The sequence below is a fragment of the Actinoplanes solisilvae genome, assembly GCF_003999975.1.
Lineage (GTDB): Bacteria > Actinomycetota > Actinomycetes > Mycobacteriales > Micromonosporaceae > Actinoplanes > Actinoplanes solisilvae.
This window is the reverse complement of record NZ_RJAC01000045.1, coordinates 1-19,731: the sequence shown is the minus strand read 5'-3', so window position 1 is coordinate 19,731 and position 19,731 is coordinate 1. Positions and strand designations below refer to the sequence as shown.

Genomic DNA, 19,731 nt, shown 5'->3' with positions numbered 1-19,731 from the left:
GCCGGATCGCGGCCCCGCCGGGGCAGTGAGCGCGGAATCTACTGTGGAGACGTTATTCTTCCGGGGTGGCGGGCGAAGATCAGGACTCGGGGCGGCGCCGGTCGGGCGCGCTGGAGTCCGAAATCCTCGGCGTGCTCCAGAAGGCCGACGGGCCGCTCACGCCGCGTGATGTTCTGCTCCGGTTGTCCGGGCTGTCCTACAGCACGGTCGTGACCATCCTGACCCGATTGCACACCAAGGGCATCCTCGCCCGTTATCGCGAGGGTCGCGCATTCCGCTATGCCCCACTGACCGACAGCGCCTCCCTGGCCGCCGAGCGGATGAGCGCCGCCCTCGACACCGAATCCGACCACGCCTCCGTTTTGCGCCGTTTCGTCGACAAATTAGAGCCGGGCGACGAGGAGTTACTCCGCTCCTTCCTCCGCGAAGACTGACCCTTCGCCCTTTCCCGCGCGACAGCCCACTGCGCGACGGCTGATCGTCAGAGGCCGGCGGCGTGCAGCAGCTCGCCCAGGTCCCAGACGCACTCGCCCGTCCACACGACCGAGCTGAACGCGAGGACCACCGGCACCGCGATGAGCAGGGCGGACGCAGCCTGCGGCGGCGCGACCAGCGACGCCACCCGGCGCGGCACGACCCCGCCGCGGCGCAGGTCGGAACCGGTCGGGGCCATCCACAGCACTGACCTGCGGCCCGAGCCGGCCATCCCCAGCGCCGAGCCGCTGACAGAACCGGCCGAGACCAGTGCCGCCGCACTGATCGCCTTGGCCACCACCCGGCGGTCACCCAGCTCGGCCGCGGCGCGCTCGTCGGCGGCCCGCTCGACCAGGTATTCCATGCGGTGCGCGAGCCACCAGAACAGCGGATGGGCGGCCGCGGACAGCCGCGCGAACCGCACGAGCCGATGATGGCGAGCCGCGAGGTGGGCCCGCTCGTGGGCGAGCAACGCCGCGTACTGCCGATCGTCGAGAGCCGCGCGCATGCCCGTGGTCACCACGATGCGCCCGGCCCCGACCGGCACGGCGAACGCCTCAGCCCGTACGTCGTCAAGCATCACCACCCGGTCTTCCGACGCGGGCATCGTGGCATAGCGACCTGCGAAAACGGTGTCCCGGCGGTGCGCCCGCCACACCAGCGCGAGCCCGGCGAAAGCCGACACCAGCAGCGCCGCCGACAGCCAAGAGACCCAGGGCACATACGCGGTGTCGGCCCGAACCCGTGCGTCGGAGAACCCGAGCCAGACGGCCACCGGATGCTGCTCGGCGACCGCCTTCGTGGCGAACGCAGCGAGGTTGACCAGGCAGGCCGCGGCGGCGACCCCGATCGAGACGACCGAGAACGTGACCGCCCGGTCGGGCCGCAGCCGGTCGGCCAGCAGCCGCACGGCCACCGCCACCAGCAGCGGGCACACCACCACCGACCAGACGAAGTGGTCGAACACTCGGGCCCCCTGGACAGTAAGGGAAGGCATCCCTAATCTACAGTCTGTAGAACTAAGGTAAGGTCAGCCTAACGAGAAGAGGATCATGCTCGCCACCTACCTCATCGGCCTGCGAGAAGGGCTGGAGGCCACATTGGTGGTCAGCATCCTGATCGCCTTCCTGGTCAAGGCCGGTCGCACGAAGCAGCTCCCCCTCGTCTGGGCCGGTGTCGCCGCCGCGGTCGCCCTCTCCGTCTTGTTCGGCTGGCTGCTCAGCTACACCTCCACCACTCTGCTCCGGGAGTACGACCAGCGCGAGCTCTTCGAGGCCATCACGTCGATCCTGGCTGTCGTCTTCGTCACCTGGATGATCTTCTGGATGCGCCGGGCGGCCCGCTCCATCGCCCGCGACCTGCGCGGCAAGCTCACCGACGCGCTGGCCGTCGGATCGGTCGCGGTCGCCTTCATGGCGTTCCTCGCCGTCGTCCGCGAAGGCCTCGAAACGTCCCTGATCTTCTACTCCGCCGTGCAGGGCGCCGACGTCAACGGCGGCCCGCTCTACGCGCTGATCGGCGGCGTCGCCACGGCGGTCGCGATCGGCTACCTGATGTACGCCACCGCGGTCCGCATCAACCTCACCGTCTTCTTCACGATCACCGGCGGTCTGCTCATCCTCGTCGCCGCCGGAATCCTCAAGTACGGCGTCCACGACCTGCAAGAGGCCAACGTGCTGCCGGGACTCAACAATCTGGCGTACGACATCAGCGGCGCCCTCGACCCGTCGGCGTGGTACACGGCGCTGCTCACCGGCATGTTCAACGTGACACCCACAGCCACTGTGCTCGAGGTGATCGCCTGGGCCGCGTACGCCGTGCCTGTGCTCTTCCTCTTCCTGCGCCCGGCCAGCAGCAAGCCGGTCGTCGCCCCCGTGCCCTCGCCGCAGTCTTAGTCGCTTCCGTCTTAGTCGCTTCCGTTCTAGGAGACACCTCGTGCGCACTACCCCTCGCCTGCTCGCCCTCGTGACCACGGGGTGCCTCGGCGTGTCCCTGGCCGCGTGCGGCTCCGACGACAAAGCGGACACAGCGGCAGCCGGCGGCCCGGTCCCGGTGGCGGCCACTGACACGACGTGCGAGGTCGCGAAGACGTCCGTCGACGCCGGGACCAGCGTCTTCACCATCACCAACAAGGGCCAGAAGGTCACCGAGTTCTATGTGTACGCCCCCGGCGACCGCGTGATGGGCGAGGTCGAGAACATCATTCCCGGGGTGTCGCGCGACCTGCACGTCGAACTGCCCGCGGGATCGTACGAGACCGCCTGTAAGCCCGGAATGAGCGGCAAGGGCATTCGTGGGGCGCTGACGGTGGCCGGGTCCTCGGCGCCGCTGACGGAGAACGCGGCGCTGGCCGATGCGACGGCGAGTTACTCGCGCTATGTGAAGAGCCAGACGGCGGCGCTCGAGACGAAGACCGGCGAGTTCGTGGCGGCGGTCAAGGCCGGCAAGGTCGACGAGGCCAAGGCGCTGTTCCCGATCGCCCGCACCTACTGGGAGCGCATCGAACCGGTAGCGGAGATCTTCGGCGACCTCGACCCGCGCATCGACGGCCGCGAAGAGGTCACCGAGGAAGGCATGAAGTTCGGCGGCTTCCACCGCATCGAGAAGGACCTGTGGGCCGTCCCGGCCGACATCAGCAAGGACGGCCCGATCGCGGATCAGCTGATGACCGACGTCAAGGAGATCGTGCAGAAGGCCAACGCCGAGAAGCTGTCCCCGCTGCAGCTCGCGAACGGCGCGAAGGGCCTGCTCGACGAGGTGGCTTCGGGCAAGATCACGGGCGAGGAGGACCGCTACTCGCACACCGACCTGTGGGACTTCAACGCCAACGTCGAAGGCTCGAAGGCAGCCATCGCGTCGCTGCGCCCGGTCCTCGAAGAGCGCGACCCGGCGCTGGTGAAGACCCTCGACACGGAATTCGCGGGTGTGGACGCGGCGCTCTCGAAGTACCGCTCCGGCGACGGCTGGAAGCTGCACAACGAGCTCTCCCAGGCCGACCTGAAGTCCCTGTCGGACGCCATCAACGCCCTGGCCGAGCCGATCAGCAAGGTCGCGGCCGTGATCGCCAAGCCGGCGTGATGGTCTCCCGACGTCAAGCACTGACCGTCGCCGGCGCGGCGGGGGTGGCGGGGGTCGCCGGGGCCGCGGCAGTAGCCGGCTTCGACTCCTCCGCCCCCGCCCCGGTGGCGGTGAGCGATGCGGTGGCCTTCACCGGCGCCCACCAGGCCGGAATCGTCACACCGGCCCAGGACAGGCTGCACTTCGTAGCCTTCGACGTAATCACGAAGGACCGCGACCGGCTGATCTCGCTGTTGAAGGACTGGACGGCAGCCGCGGCGAGGATGACGGCAGGCCACGACGCGGGCGAGATCGGGGCGGTCAACGGCCAGCCGGAGGCTCCCCCGGACGACACCGGCGAGGCTCTGGGCTTGCCGCCGTCAGCCCTGACGATCACGGCTGGCTTCGGGCCCACGCTGTTCCGTGGTGCCGACGGCAAGGACCGGTTCGGTTTGGCTGCGCAGCAGCCAGCGGCCCTGTCCCCACTCCCCCGATTCACGGCCGACGCCCTCGACCCGGCAATCTCGGGCGGCGACCTGTGCATCCAGGCCTGCGCCAACGACCCGCAGGTGGCCGTCCACGCGATCCGCAACCTGGCCCGCCTGGGCATGGGCGTGGTGAGCGTTCGCTGGTCCCAGTTGGGCTTCGGCCGAACCTCGTCGACCAGCGCGGGCCAGGCAACACCGCGGAACCTCTTCGGCTTCAAGGACGGCACCCGAAACCTGAAAGCCGAAGAGACGGACCTGCTGAACGAGCACCTGTGGGTGCGCCCAGGCGACGGCCCGGACTGGATGACCGGCGGCTCCTACCTGGTCACCCGCAAAATCCGCATGACCGTCGAGACATGGGACCGCTCATCCCTGGCCGAACAGGAAGCCATCATCGGCCGCCGGAAAGGCTCGGGCGCTCCCCTGGCCGGAACGGACGAGTTCGCCGACGTCGACTTCAAAGCCATCGGCGCGGACGGCTCCCCGCTGCTCCCGTTGACGTCCCACGTGCGCCTGGCCCACCCCGACACCAACAAGGGTGCTCGCCTCCTACGCCGCGGCTACAACTTCGTGGACGGCTCCGACGGGCTGGGCCGCCTCAACGCCGGGCTGTTCTTCATCGCCTACCAGCGGGACCCGCGCACAGCCTTCATCCCGATCCAGCGAAGCCTGTCCGGCCAGGACGACATGAACGAGTACGTCCGCCACGTCTCCAGCGGACTCTTTGCCTGCCCGCCTGGGCTTTCGGGGGCGTCCGATTTTTGGGGTAGCGCTCTGTTCTCGTGAAAGACCGGTGGCTCTCTTACGCTGGGACGGCTGAGGCCGGGGTGAAACTTCATGGCAAAACAAAGAGCATCTAATTGCCATGAAGTTCCACCCCGGCCTCAGCCTCGTGTGGTGGTCAGCGCCGGCCAGGATTTGGGTCACCCCAACCTCTGATTGCAACGCAGCCTGAGCAATCCCCTGACGGACCGTAGTTCGGCTACCGCGCGGTGGTCATTGCAGTCGGCACGTCACCCAGGCCAAGCTGGGGAATCGGCCAACTGGACGCACCTCGCCGGTCCAGGCCGGACGCTTCGCGCCCTTGCGGACCCAAGCCGACGGCAGAAGCCTCTTCGGAGGTTCCGCTGCACTTGCACCAAATTGCATCGGGGTTGCAATGTCTTTGGCGCCAATAAAATCGCACGGCTGCATGGGTTCTTCGCTCAACATGGCGGGTCATACCGGCAGCCCGGCGCCGGCCTGCCGGTTCACCCTACGGACTACGACCAAGCGGCCGGCGAGTGAGGCGTCAGTGGACCATCGGTGCAATAGCCTCGACTGACGAAGTCGAACCCGAAGCCCGTCAAACTGCGAGCTGAGCCGACGCACAGCGGGGTCATGACCGGGAGGGTAGGGTGCGATTATCCGGTCAGCGTCGGGGCCAGTCGACCACCCGTCGGGAGGCGAGGGCCAGGCTCGCCTTCGGCACCTTTCTGTTCGATCTGCACATGACGATGGCTGTACCGCGGCGGGCGGCGATGGACTTTCCTGAGGGATCAGCAGGTGGAGTGAAACAGACCGCCCACTGGCTGGGTGACGGCCAAGTCGTTGTAAAGGCGAACCGCCTCGGTGGTCTCGGCGATGTGGACCGTGACGCCTTTGGCCCTGATGAAAGCCACTACCTCGTCGCTGACCTCGAGCCGCAACTCCATGCCACGTGAGAGGACGACGGTCGTGGCGCCGTTGGCGAGCAGTTCCTCGACGTCAGCGACCAGCACGCCGGGGCTGTGCTCGGTGCCGGTCTCCCGCCAGTCCCATGCCCGGCCGCCACCAGGGAAGAGCTTCGCGTCCTTGACCTCGCCGAGACCCTCCACCTCGATGCGTCCCCAGGAGAGCGACTCGATCCGCGGTGATTTGGCCACGCCGGCACCGTAACAGCACCATAGGCATCGACCGCGTCGGACACCCTCCGCCCGGCTCCGCGAAAAGCTCCTCCGGCCGGCTGAATCGATCGGCCTTTCATGAGCATCGCCGGGACACCGCTGGAGGCGGCGGACCGGCCACGCGCTGGTCGTCGGGAAACGCGTGGCCGGGGCCTTGGGTTACAGGTGACCCCCCATGCGTCTGCGATCTGGTAACCGTGGGAAGTGAGCCTGCCGCGTGCGCGCGAGCTGAAACCACGTCAAGAAGTCCCAGGGTGCCCGAACACGCCCGTTCTGAATGGGGGCGGTTCTGGGACAAATGATCTCGACGACGGTCCGTACGGTGGGGGCTGTTGGTCTTTTATCTGCGCTCGGGTGCATGGCGATATCAAGGTCAATTGAGCGGGGCATTCGGGTGCTGGCAGACGGGGAAGGTATGCCTAGCATGTGGAAACGAGTGATTGCCGTCTTGCTGCTGCTGTTCGCGATAGGAGCCGCGGCCCCGGCTGCCGCGCAAGCAAAAGGGGCCGGTCAACAGGCGGAAGCGCAGGCCTCGACGTTCCGGATCAGGAATAACTGGTCCAAGTTGTATCTGCAGAACAACGGGAGCATCAGCAACGGCATCGAGGTCGTGCAGCAGCCTCGCAACACCGATGGCTATCAGATATTTCAGGAAGTCGTGGACGGGCAGTACCGCAGCTTCTGGCATCTCAAGTCGAATCTGAACATGGGGATCAACCGGGGGAACACGCTGCCAGGGGCTAAAGCCGTCCTGGCTAACCCCAGTGGCGCGTTCAATCAGGACTGGCTGGTTGTTCCCCGGTCGGGAACCATCGTCGAGCTTCGGAATCGGGGTAGTGGGCTGTGTCTGGGGATCTATGACGCGAGCACCGCGGCCGGCGCGGTCGCCGGCCAGTTCACCTGTGACGGCGGGTTGAACCAGGGCTGGGTGAAGGTCTACGTGGTGTGAGCGGGCCGGGGCGCCTCGTCTGCCCGGTAGCGGGCGAGGCACTCCTGCGTCCAGCGGGTGTGGCGGTCGCGCAGGTCGGCTGTGGTCAGGTCGGTGCGGCCGAGGTCGTGGTAGTTCGGGAGCCAGGTCTCGACGGTTCGATAGGAATGTTCAAGGGCGAACAGGTCCCACAGCGCCACGGTAGGCACGGCCGCTGCGGCAGCCTGCTCGTACGCGGCCACGTCCTAGCTGTTCAGCTGTAACCGAAGGCGAGGCCGAGGTGATGTCCGCGCGACCGGGGAGCCGGGTGATCAGGATGGCCGGTTCGCCGAACCGATGGCCGGCGGGGTCGACGTCTCGCACCTTCGGGGCCCAGCCGTCCAAGCCGTCGAGAGCCGCCAGCACGACGGCTTCTCGCGCGGCGGCGTCGTCACCGGGCGGGAACCGCCGCAGCACCATCTCGGAGCTCGGCTGTGAAGTCCGCAGCAGATGCGTGGCGGCGTGGATGCCGCCGGTGAGTCGTCGCACCGTGCGCGCGGAGGCACCCGGACCGGCGACTTCAGCGGCCCAGGCGACGGCTGACGGCGGCGGCTCCGATGTGATCACCGGGCCATCCTGCACGACCCGCCCCGAAAGTTCGGTAAGTGGCCGATGTCGGAAGGTTCGATGAACTGGGCTGCTTCGATGTTGCCGGGGTCCGAGCGGGCGTTGCAGGGTCTTGGCTGTGCGTTTCCTGTCAATCCTCGGCGTCCTTGTCGGCGTGCTGCTGTTTGCTGCTCCGGCGCAGGCCCATGTTCGTGCCACCACCGTCGCGGTGGACCTTCGCAGCCAAGGCGACCGCGTCACGGCCGTTGTCGACATGGAGTACGACATCGTCGCGCGGCTGTTCAACCTCGATGAAGCGACGCCGGACAAAGCCGAAGAGCCCACCGACGTACGACGGAAGTCGCTGGAGGCACACGCGAGCGAGGTCACGGCGTACGTCGGTGAGCGTCTGCGCCTCAGCCGCAGCTCGATCGGATGCGTCGCCGACCATGAAGGCCGTGTCGAGATTGTCGCCTCCGGAGCGGCGCGCGTCGCGCTGGCCTACCAGTGCCCGGCGTCCGGCGCGTTCACCGTCCACAGCGGCATCTTCCGAACCGAGGACGGCGTGGTCGACGACGCCAGCGCGCTGGTCGGCTACGAGATCGACGGCACGCGGGGCGCGGCCCTGCTCGACACCGCGCACCCGAGCTTCACGGTGGGGCACGCCGGCCTGTTGAGCGAGGTCCCCCGGTTCGTACGGCTGGGGGCTGAGCACCTGCTCTTCGGGCTCGACCACGTGTTGTTCCTGCTGGTGCTGCTGCTGGGCGCCAAGAAGCTGCGTGACGTCGTCAAGCTCGCGACGGCCTTCACGGTGGCGCACTCGGTGACCCTGGTGATGGCCGCGCTCGGCTGGGTCAGCGTGCCGGGCTGGATCGTCGAACCGCTGATCGCGCTGTCGATCGCGTTCGTGGCGATCGACAACCTGCTGTCGCCGAAGACGAGTCACCGGCTGCCGGTGGTGTTCGGGTTCGGGCTTCTGCACGGGCTCGGGTTCGCGGGCGCGCTCAGCGTCGACGGCCCACTGTCCGCCTCGACGCTGGCCGACCTGGTCTCGTTCAACGTCGGCATCGAGCTCGTCCAGCTCACGATCATCGCGCTGGCTTTCCCAGCGTTGTCCTACCTGCGCCGGGCCGCAACCGCCCGCGCCCTCACGCTCGGCACCCTCGCGGCGACCATCGCCGTCGCCGGTGCCGGACTGGTCTGGTTCGCCGAACGCTCGCCGCTCCTGACCTGACCCACCCAGCTCCCGATCTCGAAGGAACTCGATGTCCGCGTCCCGCTGGACACGCGCACGCTTGCGCGTCGTCCTGTACACCGCCGCGCTGGGGCTCGCCGCCAGCGTTGTGGTGGGCCCTGTCACGTCCTACGTGGCTTATGCAATAGATCCGCCGAAAGCCACAGTCACCGGCACCGTTTTTGTCGACACTAACGGCGACGGCAGCCGTAATGCCGGTGAGCCAGGCAAGGGCGGCGTGCGGATTTCCGACGGCGTGGTCGCCACCACGACCGCGGCCGACGGCACCTATTCGCTGTCCATCTCGACCGATCGCCGCAAGACCGACATCGTGTGGGCCTCACAGCCGCGCGGTTACCGGTTTGGCCTCGACGAGTTCAAGGAGCCCCGGTTCTGGGCCGACCTCGGCTCGCTGGCCGACGGCGCGACGCCCGCGGCCGACTTCGCTCTGCTGCGCGACCAGGTCTCCGACGGCGACCGGTTCTCCTGGGCCAACGTCGCCGACCCGCACGTCAACGCCCAGTTGCCCGACCAGGTTCGAGAGATCAACTCCACGGGTACGGACCTGAGGTTCATCGCGGTCAGCGGTGACCTCACGAACGACGCCAGCCAGGGGCAGTTCGACACGTACCGGCGCAGCGTGCAGCAGTCGGCCGTCGGTGTGTGGCCGGCCGTCGGCAACCACGAGTACGCCGGGGGTTCCGCGTACGCCGACAAGATCGAGAACTATCGCAAGAACGTCGGCCCGGAGTGGTACTCGTTCAACTACGGCAACCGGCACTTCGTGGTGCTCGAGAACAACGGATCGGCGCCGTTCGAGGAGGAGCTCCAGTGGCTCAAGGACGACCTCGCCGCGAGCGTTCCGTTGACGAAGAAGAACCCGATCGAGCTGGTCGTGCTCACCCACCAGCCGATGAACGTGCCGTTCGGCTCGCCGTCGGAGTACGACGCCTTCGGTGACGTGCTCGAGAAGTACAGGGCGCAGCTCATCCTGGTCGGCCACGAGCACTCCAACCATGTCGAGAACGACTCGAAGTTCGCCTCGACGGCCAAGCACATCCAGACCGTGTCGAGCTCGTACACGATCGACAACGCGCCGCGCGGTTTCCGTTACATCCACATGGCGGGCGCCGGCTTCGACAACCCGTTCCGCATGTACGGCGAGAACGAGCACCTCACGATCGTCAGCCCCGCCCCCGGCTCGAAGGTGCCGGCCGCGGGCTTCCCGGGCATCCAGATCAATGCGTACGACACCGGGGACGAGGTCGTCTCGGCGAGTTTCCGCACGAGCGGCGACAAACACTGGACGCCGATGCGGCACAGTGGCGAGTTCACGTGGTCAGGTGATCTGCACGGCCGCCCGAAGCTCGGTAGGCAGACCGTCGACGTGCAGGTCGTCGACGCGGCGGGCAAGACGTGGACCAAATCGGCCGAGTTCACGCTGACGCACGAGCGCGCGCTCAAGCCGGAGGCTCGTGGGGACTGGAACCAGCACCACGGCGACGACGGCCACACCGGTGTCGCCCCGGCACAGGAGGCCGGACGCCGTCTGGCCTGGAGTTTCCGCACCGAGGGCACGTTCCTCACCGGGTCGCCGGTCATTCACGACGGCGTCGTCTACGCGGGCACCCGCGACGAGAACGGCGACGGCAACAGCCGCATCTACGCCGTGCGCCTCAAGGACGGCAAGAAGCTGTGGGACGTCAAGGTTCCGCAGTCGATCCACGGCAGCCTTGCGTACGGGGATGGGCTGGTCTTCGCGCCGACGCTGGGCTCGGAGCTCTACGCCGTCGACGTCAAGAACGGCAAGGTGCGCTGGAAGGCCGTGCCCGAGCAGGCGCCGGCCCCGAACAACCAGCGCACGTACGGCTACTACTCCCCCGCCGTGTCCGGGCACACCGTGCTGTGGCCGTACCAGACCCGCTTCGGAATCGGCAGTCAGGGCGTGCTCAAGGCGCTCGACACCCGTACGGGAAAGCAGATCTGGGCTTCGCCGATGTCGGGCGCGACGATGAGCGACGGCACGCCGGCCGTGATGGACGGGACCGTGTTCGTCGGCAACGAGACCGCCGATCGCGTGCTCGCGTACGACCTGGCCACCGGCGTACGCAAATGGACCGGGACGGAATCGCTGGGCTCCTGGCAGGACGGGGTGCCGACCGCGGCCGAGGGCAAGGTCTTCATCGGCGCGAACAACGGCATCGTCGCTCGTGACGCCAAGACCGGCGCGACCCTGTGGACGTACAAGAGCACTCGCAGTTCGCTCGTCTCCAGCGGTTCGACGCCGAGCGCGGCGGCGGTCAGCCAGGGCGTCGTCTACATGGGCTTCCCGAGCGGGGCGGTCGTCGCGCTGGACGCCTCGACCGGCAACGTGATCTGGGAGCGGGCGCTGCCGGGCGACATCTACCACGGTGGCGTCATGTCGAGCCCGGTCGTGGCCGGCCGCACGCTGTTCGTGGGGGCCAACAACGGCAAGTTCTATGCGCTGGCCACCGACACCGGGCAGATCCTGTGGAACCACGAGATCGGTACGTGGGTGGGCGCGGGCCCGGCCGTCAGCGGCAACACTGTTGTGGCGGGCGCCTGGGACGGCAACCTGTACGCCTACGTGCCGGGTGGCGAGTCGGCGCGGCGCTGGGCGACCGTGACCGGCACGGTCCGCGACCCGTCGACGGGCGTGGCGATCGCCGGCGCGAAGGTCACCGCCGTCGCCGAGGGTCAGGAGACCGCGGTGACCACCACCGACGCCAACGGGCGCTATCGGATGGGTCTGCCCGCGGCCGACTGGACGGTCACGGCGGCGAAGCGTGGTCTGGTCGCCGACGGCCGCTCGACCGTCGGCGTCAAGGTCGGCCCGAGCGGGAGCACGACGGCTGACCTGAAGCTGATCAAGGTGGCGCAGCCCGTGGCCGGCCGGTCGACGTACGCGCCTGATTATGGGTCCGGAAGCACGCGGACCGATGCCGAAACCGGCAAGGAGTATTTCTACCTCGCCAACGACAAGATCCGCGCGTCGGTGACGCCGTACACCGCGGCCAACAACGGCGTCGGTGGTCTGGGGCAGGGCGCGTTGTCCGACCTCATGCTCAACGACGTCAACGGCGCGGAGACGCTCGACTGGGGCGAGATGCTGCTGCGTCCGAGCCTCACGCCGCCCGACTCGTGGGATCGGCCCAACGACCAGCTCGACCTGCCCGACCTCGCGGTCGACGGGGCGGCCGTGGTGGGTAGCGGTCAGTATCGGGGCGACCCGAACATCAAGGCGCAGGTCCGGTACGAGACGCTGCCGGACGCGCCGGTCGTGAAGATGACGGTCAAGCTGACCAACACCGGCACGACGGGTTACCAGGGCTACTTCAACTACATGATCGACCCGGACAGCTCGGTCGACAACGGGCGGATCCCTGGATACAGCGGCGTCAATCCGGGGATCAAGACCTCGGGCTGGACCGGGAACTACGTTTATGTCGGTGCGGACGCGGCGACCACGAACGGGCAGGCCGCGCACGGTCTCGCGTGGGCTCAGGACACACCGGCCGCGGTTGGTGCGTACGGGTATGTCGAGGGTCTCTACTACGACGCGACGATGGCGGCCGGGGCCACGAGGCAGTTCAGCTTCTACCACCTGACCGACTACGCGACCGCGGGCGGCGACCCCACCGGGAACATCGCGAAGTGGGCCGACGAGATCGACCTGCACGACGCGACCGTTCCCGACGTCCCCCGTGCGTCCGGCACGATCACCGCGGGCGGCACAGCCGTCTCGGGTGCTCGGGTCGTGCTCGAGCAGGGCGGGAAGGCGGTCGCTGTCTCCACCACCGACGCCGCGGGTAAGTACCTCATCAAAGCGCCGGCCGGGCAGTACAGCGTCCGGGTGTCGAAGCTGGGGTACCAGACGGTCACCTCGGAGGCGGACGGGGACATCTCACTGAGCCCGGTCAAGGTCGAGGCGAGCTACGGCAAGCAGCTCGGTTCGGGTCTGGTCGAGGCCGGGTACGGCGACGTCACGCTCGAGAACGACAAGCTCTCGATGGCGATCGCCGACGCGTACAACGACGCGCAGCTCTCCGGCGGCACCCGGGGCAAGCCGGTCGACCTCGCGGTGCGGGGCATGGCCGACCAATTCGACTGGATCAACCTGCCGTACGTGTCGGCGACCCAGCCGACCGGCACGAGCGCGTGGGACAACCGGACGGTGGCCGCGACCGACGTCCGGATCGTGCAGGCGACCGGCGACCAGGCCGTCGTACGGGTGTCGGGGCCGGTGCAGGGCTTCCCGTCACTGACGGCGACGACCACGTACGCGCTGAAGCCCGGCGACGACTTCGCCACGGTGTCGACGTCGCTGAACAACTCGGGTCCGGCGCCGGTCAGCGTGTGGACCGGTGACGCGATGGACCACGACGCGGCCGGGCAGGCCAGTGTCATTCCGGGCGCCGGCGTGGTGGTCCCGGGCGCGACGGCGGCGTACACCCCGACCAAGCCGTACATCGGTATGACGGGGACGGACCCGCAGGTCTTCGGGCTCGTCTACGGCACGCCGGCCAGCGCCTTCGACGTCTACGCCGCGGGCAACTGGGTGATGAGCCGGTTCAACGTCGAGGTTCCGGCGGGTGGCTCCTACACCCTGACGCGCAAGCTTGTCATCACGCCGGGCACCGACGCGGTCCGCATCCTGGACGGCGTCACCGCACCGTAGCTTTTCGATGCCGGCCCCGGGTTTCGTCCCGGGGCCGGCCGACGCTTGGGAAATTGGCCCGAGATCTGACCAATCTGCGCCAGCTGCCACTCCGAATAAAGCGCGTAAAGGCCCCCAAGCAGGAGGAACAACCCATGCGCGCCACCAAGTTCACCGCCGTCACCGCCGCCGCGATCTTCTCGATCTCGCTGGCGGCCTGCGGAAGCGACGACTCCGGCACCGACCAGCCGGCTGCCGCACCCGCCACGACCAGCCCCGCACCGATGATGGCCAGCGACGCGCCGGTCATGGCGAACTTCGGCGGCGGCTGTGCCGCCGTCCCGACCGACCCGTCCGACAAGGGCAGCTTCCAGGCCATGGCCCAGGTTCCCGTCGCGACCGCCGCCTCCGGCAACCCCCTGCTGTCGACCCTGGTCACCGCGGTCAAGCAGGCCGGCCTGGTCGACTCGCTCAACTCGGCCGACGGCATCACCGTCTTCGCGCCCACCAACGACGCCTTCAAGAAGATCCCGGCGGCCGACCTCAAGAAGGTCCTCGCCGACAAGAAGACGCTGACCGACATCCTGACCTACCACGTCGTGCCCGGGAAGCTCACCCCGTCCGACCTGTCCGGCACCCACAAGACCCTGGAGGGCAAGGACCTGTCCGTCATGGGCTCCGGCGAGGACTTCCAGGTCGACGGTGCGGCTTCGGTGATCTGCGGCAACGTGCAGACGGCCAACGCCAACGTCTACATCATCGACACCGTCCTCATGCCGAAGAGCTGATGCGGGCCCTGCTGCGCGACGCCGCCGCAGGGGTACTCGCCGCCGGACTCGGGATCGCGGTCGCGGAACTTCTCGCCGCCGTGACCCGGCCCGGCGCGGCGCCCCTGATCGTGGTCGGCGGCGCGATCATCGACGCCACTCCCACGGCGGTGAAAGAGTTCGCCGTACGGGAACTCGGCACCTACGACAAGCCGGTGCTGCTCGGTTCGGTCGGCCTCGTGCTGGCGCTGTTCGCCGCGGCGATCGGCGTCCTCGGCCGCCGGCGGCGGATCGTGGTCGTGGCCGGTGCCGCCCTGCTCGGCGTGGCCGGCGCGACCGCCGCCCTGACCCGGCCCACCGCCACGGTCTTCACCCCGTTCCCGTCCCTGCTGGCGGCGGTCATCGCCGGGGCGACCCTCTGGTGGCTGCTGCGGCCGGCTGTCCAGCCCGGCGACCGGCGGGCGTTCCTGCGCGGCGCGCTGTTGGTGGCCGGTGCCGCGGTCCTCACCGAGGCCGGGGCGCAAATCTTCACCCGTACGGCCGGTCGTGCCCGTACCGACCTCAGCCTTCCCGCGCCCACCTCGCCGGCGAAGCCCTTGCCGGCGGGCGCCGCACCGGGCTTCACCACGGCGAGCGCCGACTTCTACCGGGTCGACACCGCGCTGACCGTTCCCCGCGTCGACCCGGACACCTGGACGCTGCGCGTTCACGGCATGGTCACGACCGAACTGAAGCTGACGCTCGACGAACTGTTGCGGCGCCCGCTCATCGAGCGCGACATCACCCTCAACTGCGTGTCCAACGAGGTCGGCGGCCCCTACATCGGGACCGCCCGCTGGCTCGGCGTACCGCTGGCCCCGCTGCTCGCGGAGGCCGGTGTGCGTCCGGGCGCCGACCAGCTCGTCGCGCGGTCGGTCGAGGGCATGACCATCGGCACGCCCCTCGCGACCGCCCTCGACGGCCGGGACACCATGCTCGCGGTCGCCATGAACGGCGAGCCGCTACGACCCGAGCACGGCTTTCCCGTACGCATGCTGACCCCCGGACTGTACGGCTACGCCGGCGCCTGCAAATGGGTCGGCGAACTCGAACTGACCACCTTCGCAGCCTTCGACGCCTACTGGGTCGAACGTGGCTGGGCCCGCCCGGGCACCGTCCGCACCGCCTCACGGATCGACCGGCCACGCCCGTTCGCACGCCCGGCGGCCGGCCCGGTGACCGTTGCCGGGGTGGCCTGGGCCCAGCGCCGCGGAATCACGAAGGTCGAGGTCAGCGTCGACGGCGGCCCGTGGCAGGCGGCCGAGCTGCGGCCGGTCCCGTCGATCGACACGTGGGTGCAGTGGCTCTGGACCTGGAACGCCACGCCCGGCCCGCACTCCCTGTCTGTCCGGGCCACCGACGGCACCGGACAGGTGCAGACCGACGCGCGCGCCACACCGTTCCCGAGCGGAGCGACCGGCCGCCACACCATCACCGTGACCGTCGCGTGATTCAGTCTCGAGCCGTGTCAGTCCCCCAGGTGGACCGTGGCCTCGATCTCCACCGGGATGCCGAAGGGCAGCGCCGCCAGTCCGACGGCGCTGCGCGCATGGCCGCCGACCTCGTGCCCGAAGACCTCGGTCAACAGGTCGGAGAAGCCGTTGATGACGTCCGGCATGCGGTCGAACCCGGGGGCCACGTTCACCATGCCGAACACCCTTCCCCAGGCCGCGATCCGATCGAGGTCGCCGACCGCGCGTGACAGACTCGCCAGGATCGCCAGACCGGTCAGCCGCGCCGCCTCGTACGCCTGCTCGGGGCTCACCTCGGCGCCGACCCGGCCCAGCGGCCTCGCGATCGACCCGTCCGCCGCCTGCGGCCCGTGCCCGGCGACATAGGCCAGCTCACCGACCACGTGCACGCTGTGGAACGGCAGGCGAGTCCCCGCGGGCGGCGTCAATGGCGGCGGCAGCACGAGTCCGAGCTCGGTGATCCGATCCTCGATCTTTCCCATGCACCCTTTGTACGCCCGCTCGCCGCAGGGCTGCCAAGGGTTCCGCCGTCATCGCAGGGAGTGGACCGTCCTCGCCCGGGCGACGCGCCGCGGCGGTGGCCGGTCGCCCGGCGCGATGAGGCGGGTGTGGAAGGCAGCCGCTGTCGCCTGCGAACGGTCCCGCAGATCCAGCTTCATCAGTACCCGGCCGAAGTGCGTCTTCACCGTCGCCTCGCCGATGAACAGCTGCTCGGCGATCTGGGTGTTCGACAGCCCGTGGCCGACCAGCTTCAGGACTTCACGCTCGCGGGCGGTCAGCACGTCGAGCTCGGCCGAGGTCGGTGCGGCGTCCTCGGGGCGGCCCGCGAACTCGCGGATGAGCTGCTTCACCACCGCCTGGTCGATCCATGCGTCACCGGCGCCGACCTGCCGGACCGCGGGCACGAGTTGCGTACCCGCCGCGCTCTTCAGCAGGAATCCCGAGGCACCGGCCTGCAGCGCCCGGCGCACCATGTCATCGATCTGGATCGTCGTCAGGATGAGGATCTTCACCGGGTCGTCCGGGTCGCTGAACCCGTCGCTCGCGATGACCCGGGTCGCCTCGATGCCGTCGGTGCCCGGCATGCTGATGTCCATCACCACGACGTCCGGCCGCAGCTCGTCCGCCCGTGAAATGGCACGGTCGCCGTCCTCCGCCTCGCCGACGACGGCGATGCCGGGCTCGCCGAGCAGCAGCAGGCTCAAGCTCGATCGCACCAGCGGGTCGTCGTCGACAACCAAGGTCCGGATGATTCCCCCCGGGTCAGACGGCATGCTGCGACCCCAGGCCGGACCGAGGTTCCGATAGGGAACCCGTGCTCACCAGCGGCCGGGTGGGCACGTTCACGGCGGCGGTGATCGGCAGGTGCGCGACGACCGAGAACCCACCCTCTGGCCGTGGTCCGTAGCGGAGGGTGCCCCCGATCTGGCCGATACGCTCGTGCTGCCCGCGCAGTCCGTTGCCGGTGCTGAACCCGGCGAGCGCGGGGTCGGGCTGCCCGTCACCGTCGTCGTCGACCCCGATCCGCAGGTCGTCGGCCCACCGGAGGGTCACGTGGGCCCGGCCACCCACCCCGGCGTGTTTGAGGCTGTTGGTCAGGGCTTCCTGGATCAGGCGCCATGCGACCAAGTCGGTGCCGGCGTCGAGCACTTGCGGCGTACCGGAAACGGTAAGGCCTACGTTCAGGCTGTCCTGGCGGGCCTGATCGAGCAGGTCGTCGAGGCGGGTCAGCCATCCGGGCTGCTCCGTGGACGCCGCCTGCTCCGCCGGAACCTCGCCGCCGGAGCGCAGAACCAGCAGCATCTCGCGGAGCTCATCCATCGCCCGGGTGCTCAGGCTTTGGACACGGTCGAGTGACTCCTCGGCCGCGGCGGCGTCGGTGCGGAGCAGCTTGGCGGCGCCGGCGGCCTGCAAGGCCATGTGTGTGACCGTGCGGGCGATGACGTCGTGCAATTCCCGCGCGACGGTCAGCCGGACACGGTTGGCGGCCTCGTTCGCCTCGGCTTGCCGGCGGAACTCCAGCTGCTCGATCTGCGCCCGGCTCGCCCGGCGCCATCGGCCCGCGCCCCACGCGATGAAGATGGCGAACGCGTACTCCGAGGCGACCAGGGGCAGGGTCGTCGATACCGGATCGATGGACACCTTCACGATGTAGGCGGTGATGAGCGCCGCGGGCACGACCGCGATCCCCGGCGCGACGTAGACCCACCGCCCCTTGCCTGCGGCCGCCACGGTGTAGAGAGCGAGCCACACGCTGATGATCGGGAAATAGGCCGGCGTGGGCAGCGAGGTGAACGACAGGGCAGAGAACACGACGCTATACGCGCAGATGAGCGCAAAGACCAGTAGCGGCCGTTTGTGGCGCCCGAGCAGCACGAGGCCGGCGAGCGCGGTGCACGCCAACATGAGACTGAGCGACCAGAGGGGCGGGTGCGGCCGCCCGGGCGAGTCCCGGTGCCAGCAGATCCAAAGATCAAGTGCGGTCGCGCCGGCCGCGGGGGCGAGGGCACCGACCCGCGACAGACGCGTCCAGCGAAACCGCTCAGCCACAGCACGCTCCCAGCCTCGTGGAGTCCAGACCGACGTCGATACGGTCGAACCGAGGGGAGAGAGGCGGATCCAGCCTTGGGCTTCCAGGACCCTGGAGCGGCCCGAACCTCGGCCCCGTGTGTGACGATTCCCCGGTCTTCACTCCGGTGGAGGTCTGCACGAGGTCGAGCCCGGCGAACGGGACGCTCTGCTGCACAACCGTGGGAAACTCCGGCATCGGCTCGGCTGCGCGCGCACTCGCGCCCACTCCCAGCACAACCCCGCCCGCGAATACCGCCACCGTCCCCAGGTGCGCCAGAACCGTCGAACAATATTTTCGCTGAGCCACTATCTCTCTTCCTTTCAAATCCGGAGCACTATGCCGACGTACACATCACATACCGCCGGAGCGGCCCTGTAGTCAGTTTTCAGTAGTACGACCGTGGTAGGACCTCGCTCTACCGAAATGCGCTCACATCAGAGGCCCCTGCCGCGCGTACCGGTAACCGAATCCACGGACGCACTCGACCGGCGAGTCCGCCGAACCCGCCCAACCGAGCCGCCGGCGCAACCGCAGCACGGCGAACTTCACCCGCTCCTCACCGATGCCGGTCGGGTCGTCCCAGACCAGCTCCAGGAGCCGGCGGCGGGAAAGCACTATCCCGGCGTTGCGGGTCAGCGTGGCGAGCAGCCGGAACTCGATCGGTGTGAGCCGCACCGGCTGCCCGTCCGCGACGATCGAACGGCGCGCAGGATCCACCCGGAGCCGGTCGTCTTCGAAAGCGTCGTCCGCCCAGCGTGGGGCCGGTACCCGCCGCAGCAGGCGCTCGGCCCGGGCCAGCAGCTCGACCGGCGGGACCCCCCGGCTCACGCAGTCGTCGGCGCCCATCCGCAGGCTCCGCACGACGTCACGCTCTCCACCGGTCGGGGTCATCATGATGACGGCGACGTCGCTGATCTCCCGGATCCGTCCCAGGGCGCTCCACCCGCTCAGGTCCGTCAGCTCGACGTCGATCAGGACCAGATCCGGCTTCATGGCATACATCGTCCGGAGGCAGGCGCGCCCGTCCGGTTCGTGGTGGACGAGGTGTCCCGCACCTTTGATCGCCGCCCAATCGTTGCGCGGCGCAGCCACCAGAATGCGCCCGCCATTGCAGTCAGCCATTTCTGTTCCTATTCGCTCAACGGGGCGCCCCGCGCGACCCTGGCGAATCCACAGTGCGGCCTTCGTGCTTCCTTTTCGTCAGGCCGCGAGCTGATCGCGCTCATACCCCAGGAGGATTTCGGCGATTGCGGCCACTCGGGTTGCCATGCCGGCTTCAGACATCGCGTGGCGAACCAAGATCAGACGCCCGTACGAGTACACCGGTTCTGCCGCACGGTGCTACGCCGCGGGACAGGGCGACCATCCTGACAACGTCAAGGCCCTCGGCCGCCTAAGACCGCATCTCGATAGGGGTTGTTGAGGACCAACATCATTCGTTGTACGGGTGTGAGTGATGTGGAGAAGTACTGCCCGGAGTCGTTGTGGCAGCTCGTGCGGCCGCTGCTGCCC

Annotated in this window: 17 protein-coding genes; 9 read left to right on the top strand and 8 right to left on the bottom strand. The window is 68.8% G+C overall.

The features are described from left to right. Nucleotides 1-65: 65 nt before the first annotated feature. Nucleotides 66-434 carry a BlaI/MecI/CopY family transcriptional regulator gene (locus EER30_RS44940; RefSeq protein ID WP_127508924.1) on the top strand — a complete coding sequence of 123 codons (369 nt, stop codon included), beginning with the start codon at nucleotides 66-68 and terminating at the stop codon, nucleotides 432-434. Between the two features lie 47 nt (nucleotides 435-481). On the opposite strand, the gene EER30_RS44935 is transcribed toward EER30_RS44940, so the two are convergent. Next, nucleotides 482-1,471, bottom strand: a complete 990-nt coding sequence (locus EER30_RS44935; protein ID WP_240670728.1) for a M48 family metalloprotease — start codon at nucleotides 1,469-1,471, stop codon at nucleotides 482-484. A gap of 55 nt (nucleotides 1,472-1,526) precedes the next feature. On the opposite strand from EER30_RS44935, the gene efeU reads away from it, so the two are divergent. From efeU to efeB, 3 genes are read left to right on the top strand one after another with little or no spacing between them, the layout of a single operon-like run. Further along, complete coding sequence (gene efeU, locus EER30_RS44930) at nucleotides 1,527-2,369, top strand: iron uptake transporter permease EfeU (RefSeq protein ID WP_127508918.1); 843 nt, start codon at nucleotides 1,527-1,529, stop codon at nucleotides 2,367-2,369. Between the two features lie 40 nt (nucleotides 2,370-2,409). Next, nucleotides 2,410-3,552 (top strand): iron uptake system protein EfeO, encoded by a 1,143-nt coding sequence (efeO, locus tag EER30_RS44925; protein ID WP_127508915.1) that lies wholly within the window; start codon nucleotides 2,410-2,412, stop codon nucleotides 3,550-3,552. Next, complete coding sequence (gene efeB / locus EER30_RS44920) at nucleotides 3,552-4,805, top strand: iron uptake transporter deferrochelatase/peroxidase subunit (protein WP_127508912.1); 1,254 nt, start codon at nucleotides 3,552-3,554, stop codon at nucleotides 4,803-4,805. The genes efeO and efeB overlap by 1 nt, the downstream gene beginning before the upstream one ends. A gap of 752 nt (nucleotides 4,806-5,557) precedes the next feature. Here the strand turns inward: efeB and EER30_RS44915 are convergent. Then, nucleotides 5,558-5,923 (bottom strand): Mth938-like domain-containing protein, encoded by a 366-nt coding sequence (locus EER30_RS44915; RefSeq protein ID WP_127508909.1) that lies wholly within the window; start codon nucleotides 5,921-5,923, stop codon nucleotides 5,558-5,560. Between the two features lie 445 nt (nucleotides 5,924-6,368). On the opposite strand from EER30_RS44915, the gene EER30_RS44910 reads away from it, so the two are divergent. Beyond that, entirely contained in the window at nucleotides 6,369-6,893 is a 525-nt protein-coding gene (locus EER30_RS44910; protein WP_164842758.1) for an RICIN domain-containing protein, read from the top strand. On the opposite strand, the gene EER30_RS44905 is transcribed toward EER30_RS44910, so the two are convergent. Together EER30_RS44905 and EER30_RS50155 are read right to left on the bottom strand one after the other, a co-directional pair. Beyond that, entirely contained in the window at nucleotides 6,881-7,114 is a 234-nt protein-coding gene (locus EER30_RS44905; RefSeq protein ID WP_127508903.1) for a hypothetical protein, read from the bottom strand. The two genes, EER30_RS44910 and EER30_RS44905, sit on opposite strands and share 13 nt — an antisense overlap. Then, nucleotides 7,044-7,400, bottom strand: a complete 357-nt coding sequence (locus tag EER30_RS50155) for a phosphotransferase (RefSeq protein WP_432417606.1) — start codon at nucleotides 7,398-7,400, stop codon at nucleotides 7,044-7,046. Before EER30_RS50155 ends, EER30_RS44905 begins: the two co-directional genes overlap by 71 nt. Nucleotides 7,401-7,596: 196 nt before the next feature. Here EER30_RS50155 and EER30_RS44900 point away from each other — a divergent pair, with 196 nt between their 5' ends. The 4 genes from EER30_RS44900 to EER30_RS44885 all read left to right on the top strand — a co-directional run bounded on the left by EER30_RS44900 (nucleotide 7,597) and on the right by EER30_RS44885 (nucleotide 15,626). Next, nucleotides 7,597-8,691 carry a HupE/UreJ family protein gene (locus EER30_RS44900; protein WP_127508900.1) on the top strand — a complete coding sequence of 365 codons (1,095 nt, stop codon included), beginning with the start codon at nucleotides 7,597-7,599 and terminating at the stop codon, nucleotides 8,689-8,691. 31 nt (nucleotides 8,692-8,722) lie between these two features. Next, nucleotides 8,723-13,390, top strand: a complete 4,668-nt coding sequence (locus EER30_RS44895; protein WP_127508897.1) for an outer membrane protein assembly factor BamB family protein — start codon at nucleotides 8,723-8,725, stop codon at nucleotides 13,388-13,390. A 134-nt stretch (nucleotides 13,391-13,524) separates the two neighbouring features. After that, nucleotides 13,525-14,157, top strand: coding sequence for a fasciclin domain-containing protein (locus EER30_RS44890; protein WP_127508894.1), 633 nt, complete (start codon nucleotides 13,525-13,527; stop codon nucleotides 14,155-14,157). Then, nucleotides 14,157-15,626 carry a sulfite oxidase gene (locus tag EER30_RS44885; RefSeq protein WP_127508891.1) on the top strand — a complete coding sequence of 490 codons (1,470 nt, stop codon included), beginning with the start codon at nucleotides 14,157-14,159 and terminating at the stop codon, nucleotides 15,624-15,626. The genes EER30_RS44890 and EER30_RS44885 overlap by 1 nt, the downstream gene beginning before the upstream one ends. Before the next feature lie 17 nt (nucleotides 15,627-15,643). On the opposite strand, the gene EER30_RS44880 is transcribed toward EER30_RS44885, so the two are convergent. The 4 genes from EER30_RS44880 to EER30_RS44865 form a co-directional block, all read right to left on the bottom strand. Beyond that, the gene (locus tag EER30_RS44880) at nucleotides 15,644-16,129 is read right to left on the bottom strand and encodes a RidA family protein (RefSeq protein ID WP_127508888.1); all 486 of its coding nucleotides are present in this window, start codon (nucleotides 16,127-16,129) and stop codon (nucleotides 15,644-15,646) included. A gap of 48 nt (nucleotides 16,130-16,177) precedes the next feature. Then, nucleotides 16,178-16,888 carry a response regulator gene (locus EER30_RS44875; RefSeq protein WP_240670727.1) on the bottom strand — a complete coding sequence of 237 codons (711 nt, stop codon included), beginning with the start codon at nucleotides 16,886-16,888 and terminating at the stop codon, nucleotides 16,178-16,180. A 22-nt stretch (nucleotides 16,889-16,910) separates the two neighbouring features. Beyond that, nucleotides 16,911-18,197 (bottom strand): histidine kinase, encoded by a 1,287-nt coding sequence (locus EER30_RS44870; protein WP_127508882.1) that lies wholly within the window; start codon nucleotides 18,195-18,197, stop codon nucleotides 16,911-16,913. Nucleotides 18,198-18,648: 451 nt separating this feature from the next. Beyond that, entirely contained in the window at nucleotides 18,649-19,341 is a 693-nt protein-coding gene (locus EER30_RS44865; protein ID WP_127508879.1) for a response regulator transcription factor, read from the bottom strand. Nucleotides 19,342-19,731 lie beyond the last annotated feature (390 nt).